Origin of the sequence: Vreelandella lutescens (assembly GCF_014640815.1) — a bacterium.
GTDB lineage: Bacteria > Pseudomonadota > Gammaproteobacteria > Pseudomonadales > Halomonadaceae > Vreelandella > Vreelandella lutescens.
Map to the genome: position 1 here is coordinate 26,877 of NZ_BMHM01000004.1, position 13,560 is coordinate 40,436.

Sequence of the window (13,560 nt, forward strand, 5' to 3'; positions counted from 1 at the left end):
CTAGCGCCCTCGGAGATACCGCTATGCAAACCTATCTATCACGCCCCCTGATGTGGCTGGCGCTGCTTAGCCTGTTGTTAAGCGGCTGCGCTGTCACCGATGTGCATCGCTCTGACCCTGTCAGCCGACAAGCCAGCTGGGCCCTGCTGCCCCTCGCCAATCACTCTGAAACACCGCTTGCGGGGCACAAGGCGGAAGCCAGCCTGGTCACGCTGCTACAGCAGCGTGGCATTCACTCGCTCCGCCAAGCGCCACGATCAGATGCCATGGACTTACTCAGCCTACCCAGCGACCAGGACTATCAGGCAGCGCTTGCCTGGGCGCAGCAGCAAGGCGTGCGCTACGGCGTGACCGGCTCAGTGGATGAGTGGCAATACAAAGCGGGGCTAGATGGTGAACCCGCGATTGGCATGAGCCTGCGAGTGGTCGATGTGAATAGCGGTGAGATTGTGTGGAGCGCCAGCGGCGCGCGCACTGGCTGGGGGTTTAGTACCACTAGCGGCGTCGCGCAAAAACTCATGGCGGATCTCGTCGAAACGCTGCCTTTGCAATAGAGAGGTCTGCCATGGCCACCCATATAGACGAACTGCAACCCGCGCTTGCCCCTCGCTGGCTGCGCTATTTAGAAGCCCTCGTGATCACCCTAGCGCTGCCAGTGATTGGCTGGATTATTAATCCAAACGACCCGCTGCTGCTCGGCAGCGGATTAACCTGGCTGCTGGCGATTGCCCCCCTACTGGTGGGGATGCGCTATGGCTTCGCCATGGGGTTTAGCAGTGCGTTGATCAGCGTCGCCATCATGGGCTTGGAAGGCTTCTGGTACCACGGGGAGTTGCTGGCAGAACGCGCCCAGCGGTTGCCCATTGCCATCGCGCTCATTTTGGTGGGCATGGTGGCGGGTGAAATGGCAGATGTGTGGCGGCGGCGTTTACAGCAAATGGCCATTCTTCATCGTGCACAGTCGACCCGCTTAGAAGAGTTTGTACGCCACTATCAGCTGCTCCGGGTCTCCCACGACCAGCTAGCCGAACGGCTGGCCGCGAATCCTTTTACCTTGCGAGATGCGCTACGCGCACTGGAAGAGAAATTCCTGTCGCTCTCCTCGCATCAGGATCCACTGGCGCAACACGGTAGCGAACTGCTGAATTTTTTAGCGCTTCACGCGCGCATTCAACAGGCCGTCCTGCTGCCCGTGGATCACCAGCAGCGGCTAGTGCCTCAAGCCGCGATCTGGTTTGGGGGCGAAAAGGCCCTGGATTGGCATGACCCAATGTTGACGGCCTGCCTGGAACAACGCCGCATGATCTGCCTGAAAAGCGCCATGACCCAGGGAATCAATATTGATAACGCCCCTCTGCTCGCTGTAGTGCCACTGATCGATGTTGAAGAGCAGATTCATGCGGTGGTGGCGGTGACCGCGATGCCGTTTATTGACTTTCATCGCGGGCATTTGCACCTGCTGGCGGTACTCGGGGCTCAGCTTGGCGATATGCTTCAACACACGCAGCATCCTGGCCAAGGAAACAGCGGCGACCAGCGTGCCTTGGTTGCTCAGTGGGTACGGCATGCACGAGAACATCAACTCACCTCGCTGCTTGTGACGATCGACTTTTCCCAACAGCTAAGCGACGCGCAGATCCAGTTGATCATCGACAACGTCGCGCACCAACAGCGCGGCCTGGACCGCAGCTGGGTGGTGCGTCAGGCAGACCACCCACAACACCTTTATGTACTCCTCCCCTTAACCCAGCCACGTGCCTTTGCCATCTATTCCGAGCGGCTACAGGAAATCTTTGCCTCGGAGCCTGGATTAGGCGAAGCCTGTCAGGCCATTCGCCTCAGCTACCAAGTGATTGATGGGCGGCTATCGGCCAAAAAACTCCTCTCGCGCCACGTTCACGCGGAGGTGTCCCATGCCACGTCCTAATCCTGCTCAACCGGGGGGAAGGCACTACGCCATCAGCCTATGCTGGCTAGCGGCAGGCTTAGGGGTGGAGGCATGGGCGGTGCATCGCTGGATCGCGAGCCCAGGCGTACCTTCCCTGACGGATATCGCCATGCACGCAGCGGGAAGCGTGTTACTGGCCGAAGGCCTCCGGCGGGCGCTACCGCTTAACTATCAGCAGCCCGTATTGGGCAGCCTTTTGGTGCTGTTCTTGCTGCTGTTTCTGCTGCCCGGCATTGCCTTAATCGGCTTACTGCTGGCTGTCGTGCCCGCGCTCTACTTAGCCGCCCCGGCACGCATCCGCGCTTGGCAAACGCTGGATTTACCCTCCCTTCCCTACCGGCCACTGACACCCCCAAGCGCGGATTCGATTGCCATGCGGGAAGGGCTTACCAGCGTTCTGAGCTTCTCTGAGAGCCCCATGGCGCGCCAAGAAGCCATTTTAGCCTGTCGCCATTTACCCCCCAGGCAAGCCATTGGCCTGCTGCGTTTAGGGCTGGCAGACCCGACCGATGATGTGCGCTTGCTGGCTTACTCCATGCTGAGCGGCTTTGAGCGCGAACTAGACGAACGTATTCAGCGGCTGACAGCTACCCGAGACCAACACGGCGACCCGTACGGCCATCATGCTGAAGCGCTCGCCATGCTGAACTGGGAGTACGACTACCTGCATCTTGCCCAGGGCAGCACGGCGCATTTTTATTTAACCCAAGCCTTAACTGAGATCGATACCGCCATTCGCCGCGCCAACTCGGCCCATCGCCAGCTGCTGCGCGGCCGCTTGTGCTTAGCGCTGAAAGCGTTCGACAGCGCCGAAGCCGCTTTTACGCAGTGCGCTTTGCTCGGCATGCATGACGATGACCTGGCCGCTTACCGCGCTGAGCTGGCCTTTCAAACCCGCCGTTATGACGACATGCGCGAGCAGCTTGCACGGCTCAGCCCTAGCGCCGCGCAGCACCCTGTACTGCACCCCTTAATGGAGTATTGGCGATGACATGGCCCACGCTGGGTAAACGCGACGTACCGGCAGATGTAATTTTGCTGCTTGAAGGCACCTACCCCATGGTACGGGGCGGCGTCAGTGCCTGGGTGGATCAACTCATTCGTGGGCTGCCCCACCTGCGCTTTGCCTTGGTCTTTTTAGGCGGTCGCCCTGATCACTACCAGGGTATTTTGTTTGAGCGGCCCGCGAACGTGGTGCATTTGGAGTGCCATTATCTGATGGACGATCTGCCCTCGTTATCGGCCATCAAAGCACGCCAGGGCAAAGCCAGTACGTTCAACACCGTGCAGGAGCTGCACGAAAACCTGCGCAACCCTGAGCAGCAGGACCCGCTACGCGCCCTGTGTGATGTGGCGCGAATGATTGGCCAGCGGGGCGGGTTAAGCCGGGAGGATTTTCTGCATAGCCAAGCGGCTTGGCAGCAAATCGTTGACCACTACCTCACCCATGTTACCGAGCCCTCTTTCATCGACTACTTCTGGTCGGTGCGCAATATTCATGCCCCGCTGTTTTTGCTGGCCAGCATTGCCCAAGGGCTGCCTAAAGGGCGCTGCCTGCATGCCATTTCAACCGGTTACGCGGGGTTTCTCGGCGCACTGGCGCACCATATTCATCACACCCCGTTAGTGATTACCGAACATGGCATTTACACCAAGGAGCGACAAATTGATCTGCTAGAAGCGAAGTGGATCAAAACGTCCACCGACGCGCTCTCACACGGCTTTCAGATCGATACCGGCTACCTGCGCCAGATGTGGATTCGCTTTTTCCAGGGCCTTGGCCGCATGACCTATGCCAGCGCCTCGCACATTACCACGCTACATGAAGGCAACCGCCTACGGCAGATTCAGGACGGTGCCGAAAAGGCGCGCACGCGGATTATTCCCAACGGAATCCAGATTGAACGCTTCGCCCCGCTACGCAGCGCGACTGCTAACAACCAGCAGCCGATTGTGGCGCTACTGGGGCGCGTGACGCCTATCAAAGATATCAAGACCTTCATTCGCGCGATGCGCCAGCTTATCAGCCAAGTCCCTGACGCCCAGGGCTGGATTGTCGGGCCCGACAGTGAAGATCCTGCCTACGCCCAAGAGTGCCGCGATTTAGTCCAGCAGCTAGGCGTTGAAAAGCAGGTGCGGTTTCTTGGCTTCCAACGTACCGAGGAGATACTGGCCCAGGTGCGCTTAGTGGTACTGACCTCCATTAGCGAAGCCCAGCCGCTGGTGGTACTGGAAGCAATGGCGGCGGGCATACCGGTGGTGTGCAGCGATGTGGGTGCCTGCCGTGAACTGGTGATCGGCGACCCAACGCGCCAACAGGCGGCGGGCCAGATTGTGCCCATCGCCAACCCAATGGCCACTGCGACTGCCATGGAGCAGCTGCTAACGCAGCCCGCTAGATGGCTGGACGCTCGTGCAGCAGGCATTGCCCGCGTAGAAGCCGACTACACCGACGCCTTAATGATGGCGCGCTATCAGCAGCTGTATGACGATGTTATTACCCCACCCGCCACCGCACCGATGACAGCGGCGTCCCGCTTATTCACCGCGCTCAGCAGGCACTAGCCACGTATTCGAGGAGGGTTGGTTTATGGCAGGCATTGGGTTTGAGCTTCGGCGGTTACTGCGCCAAGACAGTTACGTCAGCCTGCTGCGTGCCTATGGCTACGCAGGTTTAATCAGCTCTGGGCCTTGGGTGCTGTCGATACTGGCGGTGATGGCGCTAGGGGTGTTGTCGGCAGCAGCAAGCCCCAGTGGCAGCGCCCATGTGACGGAGTTTTTAGTCTCGGTCACTTGGCTGGTGGCCAGCTCACTGCTGCTAACGTCACTGGTGCAGCTGCTGTTTACCCGCTTTGTAGCTGACCGCCTGTTTGAAAAGCGCGACAGTGCGATTCTGCCGAACCTGTTTGGTCTGCTCACGCTGGTGGTGCTCGTCGCGGCCAGCGTCGGCGTGAGCCTTCTATGGTTCACCTTTCAAGGCACGCCATGGCTTTATCAGCTTGAAATGCTGATGAGCTTTATCGTGCTAAGCATGATCTGGTGCGTCACGGTGTTCGTTGCCGGTGTTAAGGCCTATCGCCAAGTCCTGTGGGCCTTTGCGTTTGGCTACGGCGCCACCTTCGTGGGCGGCATGCTGCTGAGCAGTTACGGGCTGGTCGGGTTACTGGGGGGCTTTGTGTTGGGCCAGAGCCTGCTGCTCTTTACGCTGCTAGCGATGGTGATTCGCCACTACCCAAGCGATCGGCTGTGGGCTTTTGACTTGCACCGGGCTGGGCAGTGTCAGCGGGCGCTGATGGCGATTGGCTTGTTTTATCAGCTAGGTATCTGGGCAGATAAGCTCGTCTTTTGGTTTCACCCTGGCACCTCAGAGGCCATTATTGGCCCGCTGCGCGCCTCACCCATTTACGACTTGCCCATTTTTCTGGCTTACCTCTCCATCGTGCCGGGCATGGCCGTGTTCATCATGCGTATGGAGACAGATTTCGCAGAGCGCTGCCAAGCCTATTACGACGCCATTCGCCAAGGCGATACGCTGCTGCACATTGAGGATCTACGCGGCGAGATGGTGGCCAGCGTGCGGCACGGTATTTACGACATCTTCAAGGTGCAGGGCATTACGGTAGTGGCCTTACTGCTCAGTGGGCCGACACTCTTTTCCTGGCTCGGTTTTTCCCACTGGTACCTGCCGCTGTTTAATATCGACATTGTGGCGGTCGCCATACAGGTGCTGTTTATGGCGATCTTGAACGTGCTGTTTTATCTCGACCGCCTAAAGCCCGCGCTGTGGCTATGCCTGCTGTTTTTCATCGCCAATATGCTCCTCACCCTGCTCAGCCAAATGCTAGGCCCGGTGTTTTACGGCTATGGCTATGCGCTGTCGCTGCTCTTTGCCTCGTTGGTAGGGCTTGCCGTACTTGATCATGAGTTTGAGCAGCTCACGTTCCAAACGTTTATGCTGCAGCCCCATAAGTAGGCAGCCAGGGTGAGAAGGGAGTGAATGCTTACTATCAATAAGGCATCGAGACCAGCTGCTCAATACCCGTTAAGGTACGCGCGAGCGCCCCGCGCTGGGCTTGAATAACCGCCTTGCCCGCTTGGCCCGCCTGTTGGGCGTGGGCCGGGTGGGCAAAGGCGTCTGCCAGCGTACTGGCAAGCGCATCAGGGGAGGCCACGAGCGTTAGCGCCTTGGCCGCCAACAGCGGCTCCGCGACATCGCTGAAGTTCTCCAGCGACGGTCCGCACAGTACGGGCTTACCCAGTGCAGCAGGCTCCAATACGTTGTGCCCGCCCAGCGGCACCAAGCTGCCACCCACATAGGCCACGCTCCCCGCGCCGTATAGCGCCGCCAGCTCGCCCAGCGTATCGCCCAGATAGATCTGGGTGGCGGGTGTAACGGATTGCTGCTGGCTACGGCGGCTAATCTCCCAGCCCTCGCGCTCGCACAGTGCCGCCACCTCATCAAAGCGCTGAGGGTGGCGAGGCACCAGTACCAGCAGTGCGTCTGGAAAGCGTTTGAGCAACTGCCGGTGGGCCGTGAGCAGCAGCGCTTCTTCCCCATCGCGGGTAGAGCCCGCGACCCAGACGGGCCGCTCTCCCCACACTTGTAGTAAGCGCTCACTTTCCGCCAACGCCTTTTCAAGCAGTGCCTGTTCAAACTTCAGCGACCCCACCACGGTGGTGGCGTCGGCCGCACACCCCAGTGCTTGAAAGCGCTCAGCGTCCTCTGACGATTTGGCGGCAAGCCATGCCACATTGGCTAAGGCGCTGTGCATCAGCGGGCGAAGACGCTGATAGCGGGCAAACGCGCGAGGCGATAGTCGGCCGTTGACCACCGCGACGGGCACCGCCTGCCGGTGGCAAGCGTGAAGTAGATTGGGCCACAGCTCGGTTTCAAACAGGATGGCCAGATCAGGCTGTACGCGGGCCACAAAGCGCTTGGCCGCGCCGGGGAAATCCAGCGGAAGAAAGCGGTGGGCAAGGCGAGGCTGATCGGTAGCGCCCTGCTCTGCGATCAGCGCCAGCGCCTGCTGGGCACCGGTGGCGGTCATGGTGCTCAGCAGCAGGCTATGGTGAGGAAACCGCGCCAGCAGCCCTTCGATCAGCGGGCGAGCAGCGCGTACCTCGCCTACCGAGGCACAGTGCAGCCAAAGGCGCGGTGCGGGCGGCAGTGGTTCAAGACGCATCCCCAGCCGCTGGAGCCGCGAGTAAGTGGGTACTTGCTCACGCCAGATACGCCAGCCAATCAGCGGTGCTAGCCCATACAGCACCGCCGAATAGGCCAACCGCGGCCAGCGGGATAGCGCCATTAACTTTCGCGATCCAGAATCGAACTGATCATCGCCGAGGTGGACACGCCATCCTCAAAACCCAGCACTTTGACCTCGCCACCGTTGGCAATCACGGCGCTGCCGCCAGCGATATCCTCGGGGCGGTAGTCGCCGCCTTTGACCAGAATATCCGGCAGTACTTGCTCAATCAGGGCAGCGGGGGTGTCGTCACTAAACGGTACCACCCAATCCACCGCGCCGAGCCCGGCCAGCACCTGCATCCGCCGGTTCAGCGGGTTAATGGGGCGCTTTGGCCCTTTTAAGCGGCCAATGGAGGCATCGTCATTGACCGCCACAATCAGACGGTCGCCCAGGCGCTTGGCCTGCTCTAAGTAACCCACGTGGCCCGCGTGCAGAATATCGAAGCAGCCATTGGTCATCACCACTCGCTCGCCGCGACGCTGCGCGGCGCGCACGGCCTCTACCAATGCTGCCTGCGTAATCACGCCAAATTCGGCCAGCTTATCACCGTGCAGCGCGGTGTAGAGCTCCGCAATGGAGAGCGTGGCGGTGCCCGGCTTGGCCACCACTAAGCCCGCACCCAGGTTCGCCAGCATCATAGCTTCCGGCAGCGCGTGGCCGGCGGCCAGCGCTAGCCCCATTAGGCCAATCACGGTATCGCCTGCACCGGTGACGTCGAACACTTCCTGAGCACGGGTGGGCAGGTGCAGCGGTGCATGGCCTTCACGGATCAGCGTCATGCCCTTCTCGCTGCGGGTAATCAGCAGCGCTTCTAACTCAAGCTCGGCACGCAGCGCTTCGCCCCGCTCGGCCAGTATGGCGTCGGTGGCGCAAGGGCCTGCCACAGCCTCAAACTCGGTCAAGTTGGGGGTGATCAGGCTGGCACCCCGGTACTTGGTGAAGTCTTGGCCCTTGGGGTCAATCAGCACCCGCTTACCGTGCTGGCGAGCCATCTCAATCAGCCGCTCCACTTGGTTAAGCGTGCCTTTACCGTAGTCGGATAAAATCACCACGTCGCACTCAGGCAGTGCCTTTTCTACTTGTGCCAGCAGAGCGCTGGTGTCCACACCATCGAGGCGCTGCTCGAAGTCGAGGCGCAGCAACTGCTGGTTACGGCTCATCACGCGCAGCTTAGTAATCGTGGGTATTTCTGGGCTACGCTGAAAGTAAGTGCTTACATTGGATGACGCTAGGCGCTTTGTTAACAGTTCGGCATTTTCGTCCTCGCCCACCACGCCCGCCAGCGCCGCATGGCCACCTAATGATGCCACGTTGAGCGCCACGTTGGCCGCGCCACCGGGGCGGTCATCGGCATCTTCCACACGCACAACGGGCACCGGCGCTTCTGGGGAGATCCGCGAGGTGCCGCCATGCCAGTAGCGGTCGAGCATGACATCGCCTACCACCAGTACGCGGGCATGTTCTAGGGCGGTTAAATCAACTTTCATCCGAGGGTCCTGTTGTGGTCTGCGCTGCGCTATGCGCCAGCAGCGCGTCTAACTTGGCAATAACGTCGTCCGCCTTGATTAAATCCATGGCATCGGCGTGGCGTACGCGCTGCCCCCAGCTCACCTCGTCTACCGATTTATGCAGGTAAGTGCGTACCGCGTTGGGATACGCGTTCACTGCAAAATCACGCCACAGGTAGGGCGCTGCCCGCTGCGGGTTGGTGGTGGCGTAGAGGCCAAGCGTCGGCGTACCCATGGCGTTGCCCATATGGGCGGGGCCGGTATCCGGAGCGATCACCGCGCGGGCGTTATCAATCAGCGCCAGCACGCCTTTCAGCGACGTGCCGCCTATGGCATTGATGACGCTATCCGGCTGGCAGAGCGCTTCAATGTGCTCGCCCATTTCCCGCTCAAGCGGGCTGCCGCCACCAGTGAGTACGCTCTTCAGACCGTGCTGTACCCAGGCGTGTTCAATCACGCTGGCATACCCTTCCACCGACCAGTTGCGAAAGTTGCGCAAACGCGCATTGCTACAGGGGTTGATCACCAAATAAGGTGCATCGCCGCTAATCGCGCTGGCTTCATCATAGGCCACTGCGGGAACGGCGAGATTCCACTCCAGACGGTCGTCTTCTACGCCCAGCAGGCGGGCGAAGTCCATAAACGACTCCAGCACGTGGGCATTAGGATGGGGCACTAACTGATGCTGGGTAAACCAGTGCTGAGCATCCTTGGCGCGGGCTTTGTCGTACCCTACCCGCACGTTGGCTTTAAGCCCGAGCGAAAGCACACTGGCGCGAATGGCCTGCTGCATATGCAGCAGCACATCGAAGCGGGTATCAGCAAGCTCGCGCCAGATAGCGCGCATGCCGGAAAGCCCCGTCGATTTGTCGTACACAACAAACTCGACCCCAGAAAGCCCCGCCAGTAAACTGTGCTCCCCCTTGCCGATAATCCAGGTAATGCGCGCGTTTGGCCACTGACGCTGTAGCGCTCGCACCGTGGGCACGAGATTGCACGCGTCTCCCAACGCGGAGAGGCGCAAAATGGCAATATGGTTTGGTTGAGCAGGCAGAGAGGGCTTCATGCGCTTAGCGGCACTCCAGCAGAAAAATGGGCTGATTCTACATGATGCAGACAGTTTAAGTGACGCATCCGCATCACACCAACTGTCCGCCTCCCCAGGCATAGCGCACGCCTTCACTCCGGCTCTATTTGAAGCGGCCTACTGGCGCACTCGTGGCCTAGTGGTGGGTGAGGCCCCAGGGCGTGGCAGCAGCCTTTTTGTACAGGCACGCGACGACGAGCAGTGGGTGCTGCGACCGTACCAGCGTGGCGGGCTGATCGCCAAGCTCAGCCAGCAGCGCTATGTCTGGCTGGGGGTAGAGCGCACTCGAGCGTTTCGTGAAGTGCGGTTAACCGCCGCGCTGTATGAGCAAGGGCTACCTGTGCCCCGCCCGGTGGCCTGCTGTGTCACACGCTTTGGCCTGACTTACGAAGCGGCACTGCTGACCGTGCGTATCCCCGGTGCTCGGGCGCTGGCAACGTTACTGAGTGCAGGTGAGGCGGATGACACGCTGTTAACGCGTGTAGGGGCAATGATTAAGCGTTTTCACCAGGCAGGGCTGGATCACGTGGATCTCAACGCCCGCAACATTCTGGTGGATGAAGCAGGCAAGTCCTGGCTAATCGATCTCGACCGCTGCCGCCTGCGCCCGCCGGGCAAGTGGCAGGCAAGTAACCTGCAGCGGCTGGAGCGATCGGTGGTGAAGTTTGCCCCTAGCCAAGTGGAAAGCCTGATGGCACCGCTTTATGCAGGCTATGCAGACGCCGTGTAAATCTCCATCAAGCGCTTTACGTGCTGCTTGTTACTGAAGTGCTCCTCGACTCGCCGCCGCGCGGCACGCCCCATCGCTTGGCGCGTAGCAGCATCCCGAATCAGCGTGTCCATAGCATCGCGCCAGGCGGGCACATCAAACGGGCCTACCAGCACGCCGGAATCAGCATCTACCAGCTCCGGTAACGACCCGGTATTCGAGCCAATAATCGGCATCCCACAGGCCATGGATTCGATGATGGTGAGGCCAAACGCTTCGTTTTCTGACGGAATGCACACCACATCCAACACGGGCAAAATATCGGTAAGATCGCTGCGATGCCCTAAAAAGGTGATTTTATCGGCCAGCGGTGTGCCCGCAATAGTGCGCTGTAGCTCAGCATAAAACGCTTCCACGCCACCAGAGGCATAGTCGGTACCACCGATTGAGAGCGCATAAAAGTGAAGCGTAGGGTCAAGTGCTAATAGCGCGTTCACCCATACATCCTGGCCTTTGCCAGGCGTGACACGCCCAGGTAACCCGATCAGCACCGCATCTACCGGAACACCCAGCGCTTCCCGCTTAGCAGTCATGGCAGCGGGGTCACGATTGGGCTGGTATTTGTCGATATCGACCCCGTGGGGCAAGCAAACCACACGCTCCTGGGGAAGCGGTAAATTGCGGATATTGCGCTGATACGTTGCCTGACTAATAGACAGCACACGGTCCACGCTGCCATAGGCAACGCGATGATAGGGGCTTTTTTTAGGACGCTGCCCCCCCACGTGATCCGTGTAAAGTATTCTTAGTTTTGGTAATAGCGCTTTTAACAGCGTGGTGAGACGCAGATCACTCGATTTATGGCAGTGAATGACGGAGATATCTTCTTCCATCAACCAGCGGCGTATCGAGAACAAATGGGTTAGTGCCTGTCCGTTGCTAGCAAAGGCCTTATACGCTACCCCATTGCGCTGCATGTAAGTTTCTACCTTGGTATCTTTCAGGCAGATGCCGAGGACTTCCCACCCTTCTGACTGAAGGTCTTCTATCACCCGGTCTACGTATAGCTCCATTCCGCCTTTGCCATCGGAAAGACACAGTTGCAGTACCTTATTTGCCATCGCTCGCCCTACCTAGCCGCCCACCGTTAAACAATCCTTACAATCTCTTGTAGTATACAGGCTGCTATTAACGGGGCCTAAATCATGGCGCAGAAACTGCTTGTCGTACGTAACGACAAAATCGGCGATTTTATGTTGGCGTGGCCAGCCTTGGCGTGTTTGAAACAGGCATCGCCTGCGCCCCACGTCACGGTGCTGGTGCCCGCTTATACGGCCCCGTTAGCCAAGGCGTGCCCATGGGTAGATGAGGTCATTATTGACCCCGGCAGCCAAGCCGATAAAGCGGCGCAGCAGGCGCTATTGTTTCACGTGAAACAATCGAAATTCGATGCACTGCTAACACTGTTCTCGACGCCGCGTATCGGTTGGCTAGGCATGAAAGCGGGCATTCCGCTGCGGGTTGCCCCCGCGACCAAGTGGGCGCAGGTGTTCTATAACGTACGGGTACGCCAACGCCGCTCGCAGTCGGCGAAACCGGAGTATCAGTACAACGTTGATTTGGCTTGTGAACTGCTGGCTCGCCTTTCACTAAAGCTTTCCACCATGCCTTCGCCCCCCTTCTGGCCGCTGGATGACGCGCAACGTCATGCACAGCGCCAAACGTTGGTCAACGACGCTTCAGAGCACGTGGTGGTGGTTCATCCCGGCAGCGGCGGCTCGGCCGTGAATTTATCGGTAGCGCAGTACGCCGCGCTGATCACTCACGTCCATCAGCAGTGCCCGCACCTGCCGCTACGCTGGCTGATCAGTTCTGGCCCCAGTGAGCAGCCCCAGGCACAAGAGTTGAGAAAGCGGCTAGCCGACAACGGCGTTACGGCAGACCACTTCCCCGACACCACAGGTGTCGACGCCTTTGCCCTACAGCTTGGCGGAGCAGATATGCTGATTGCCGGATCAACTGGCCCGCTGCATATCGCAGGCTGCCTCGACATCGCCACGGCGGGGTTCTATCCGGCCAAACGCTCCGCCACGCCGCTGCGCTGGCAAACCTGCAACCGAGCAGAAAAGCGCCTAGCGTTTAGCCCGCCTTCAGACGCCGGCCAGCAGGACATGACCGCCATTGATCTCAACGCAGCAGCCGAACAGATCTCAGCGCTGCTTCTCAAACGTTTGCGTACGAACCCAGAGATCGGCGTACTTCGCGAAGGTTGAGTGCGCAGACAGCAGTGCTAGCAGCAGGCCCTGCTTGCCATCTTTAAAGCCCGCTTTGAGCACATACATTTTGAGAAAACAGGCCAACCCGTGGCTAACGCCCTGCCATAATGTGGCCGTTTTGCCTTGAGCCGCGCGCTGCTCTGCCCAGGCCTGCGCATAGTGGGCCGATTTTTCCAGATAGTGGCGCAGGTCACGGTACGTGTAGTGAAGCAAGTCGCCGGATAACGGCTTTTCAGCCAGCCCCGCTTCCACCACCAGCTTTTCATGCACCAGCGCGGCGTTATAGCCGGCCTGACGTTTTGGGTAGAGACGCAGCACACGGTCTGGGTACCAGCCCGAGTGGCGGATAAAGCGGCCAAAACACCAAGAGAGCCGACTCACGCTATAAGCAGCGGGCGGCTGTTGAACGGCCGCCTGAATGCTGTCACGCAGTTCAGGTGTCACGCGCTCATCGGCGTCGACCATCAAAATCCACTCACCGCTTGCCAGGGCTTCCGCTCGCTGGCGCTGAATACCAAAGCCTTGCCAGTCAGCGTTAACGCTCACATTGTGAGTAAATTCACGGGCAATCGCGCAGGTTTCGTCCTGGCTACCCGCATCCAGCACCACGATTTCATCCGCCCAGGTCAGCGTGTCTAAGCACTCGCGGAGATGATGGGCTTCATTTTTGACAATCAATACAGCGGAAATAGACACGATTCACCTTTGCCAGCTCGGTTTAAGGCACATGGCCCACGGATGACCATCGCTCGTTTAGTTGCATGCTAACACGGCCACAGCCCG

12 protein-coding genes are annotated in these 13,560 nt (G+C 59.5%); 7 read left to right on the forward strand and 5 right to left on the reverse strand.

The window, feature by feature from the left end; translation table 11 throughout:
- Positions 1 to 23: 23 nt before the first annotated feature.
- Genes IEW65_RS10760 through pelG form a run of 5 tightly spaced genes read left to right on the forward strand, consistent with a single transcriptional unit; the run spans position 24 to position 5,921 of the window.
- Positions 24 to 554, forward strand: coding sequence for a hypothetical protein (locus tag IEW65_RS10760; protein ID WP_188639494.1), 531 nt, complete (start codon positions 24 to 26; stop codon positions 552 to 554).
- Between the two features lie 11 nt (positions 555 to 565).
- Positions 566 to 1,927: a PelD GGDEF domain-containing protein gene (locus IEW65_RS10765; RefSeq protein ID WP_188639495.1), complete on the forward strand. Its 1,362-nt coding sequence runs from the start codon at positions 566 to 568 to the stop codon at positions 1,925 to 1,927.
- Positions 1,914 to 2,939, forward strand: coding sequence for a HEAT repeat domain-containing protein (locus IEW65_RS10770; RefSeq protein ID WP_188639496.1), 1,026 nt, complete (start codon positions 1,914 to 1,916; stop codon positions 2,937 to 2,939). The genes IEW65_RS10765 and IEW65_RS10770 overlap by 14 nt, the downstream gene beginning before the upstream one ends.
- The gene (pelF, locus tag IEW65_RS10775) at positions 2,936 to 4,513 is read left to right on the forward strand and encodes a GT4 family glycosyltransferase PelF (protein WP_188639497.1); all 1,578 of its coding nucleotides are present in this window, start codon (positions 2,936 to 2,938) and stop codon (positions 4,511 to 4,513) included. Before IEW65_RS10770 ends, pelF begins: the two co-directional genes overlap by 4 nt.
- 25 nt (positions 4,514 to 4,538) lie before the next feature.
- The gene (gene pelG, locus IEW65_RS10780) at positions 4,539 to 5,921 is read left to right on the forward strand and encodes an exopolysaccharide Pel transporter PelG (protein WP_188639498.1); all 1,383 of its coding nucleotides are present in this window, start codon (positions 4,539 to 4,541) and stop codon (positions 5,919 to 5,921) included.
- A 34-nt stretch (positions 5,922 to 5,955) separates the two neighbouring features.
- Here pelG and waaA read toward each other — a convergent pair whose 3' ends face one another.
- From waaA to IEW65_RS10795, 3 genes are read right to left on the reverse strand one after another with little or no spacing between them, the layout of a single operon-like run.
- Complete coding sequence (gene waaA / locus IEW65_RS10785; protein ID WP_188639499.1) at positions 5,956 to 7,254, reverse strand: lipid IV(A) 3-deoxy-D-manno-octulosonic acid transferase; 1,299 nt, start codon at positions 7,252 to 7,254, stop codon at positions 5,956 to 5,958.
- A complete protein-coding gene (hldE, locus tag IEW65_RS10790; protein ID WP_188639500.1) occupies positions 7,254 to 8,684 on the reverse strand; it encodes a bifunctional D-glycero-beta-D-manno-heptose-7-phosphate kinase/D-glycero-beta-D-manno-heptose 1-phosphate adenylyltransferase HldE in 1,431 nt (476 codons plus the stop codon). Before hldE ends, waaA begins: the two co-directional genes overlap by 1 nt.
- Positions 8,674 to 9,771, reverse strand: coding sequence for a glycosyltransferase family 9 protein (locus IEW65_RS10795; RefSeq protein WP_188639501.1), 1,098 nt, complete (start codon positions 9,769 to 9,771; stop codon positions 8,674 to 8,676). Before IEW65_RS10795 ends, hldE begins: the two co-directional genes overlap by 11 nt.
- On the opposite strand from IEW65_RS10795, the gene IEW65_RS10800 reads away from it, so the two are divergent.
- A complete protein-coding gene (locus tag IEW65_RS10800; RefSeq protein WP_188639502.1) occupies positions 9,770 to 10,522 on the forward strand; it encodes a 3-deoxy-D-manno-octulosonic acid kinase in 753 nt (250 codons plus the stop codon). The two genes, IEW65_RS10795 and IEW65_RS10800, sit on opposite strands and share 2 nt — an antisense overlap.
- Here IEW65_RS10800 and IEW65_RS10805 read toward each other — a convergent pair.
- Positions 10,504 to 11,622, reverse strand: a complete 1,119-nt coding sequence (locus IEW65_RS10805; protein ID WP_188639503.1) for a glycosyltransferase family 4 protein — start codon at positions 11,620 to 11,622, stop codon at positions 10,504 to 10,506. The genes IEW65_RS10800 and IEW65_RS10805 overlap by 19 nt on opposite strands.
- 84 nt (positions 11,623 to 11,706) lie before the next feature.
- Between IEW65_RS10805 and IEW65_RS10810 the strand changes: the two genes are divergently transcribed.
- Positions 11,707 to 12,774, forward strand: coding sequence for a glycosyltransferase family 9 protein (locus IEW65_RS10810; protein WP_188639504.1), 1,068 nt, complete (start codon positions 11,707 to 11,709; stop codon positions 12,772 to 12,774).
- On the opposite strand, the gene IEW65_RS10815 is transcribed toward IEW65_RS10810, so the two are convergent.
- Positions 12,712 to 13,473, reverse strand: a complete 762-nt coding sequence (locus IEW65_RS10815) for a glycosyltransferase family 2 protein (protein ID WP_188639505.1) — start codon at positions 13,471 to 13,473, stop codon at positions 12,712 to 12,714. The genes IEW65_RS10810 and IEW65_RS10815 overlap by 63 nt on opposite strands.
- Positions 13,474 to 13,560 lie beyond the last annotated feature (87 nt).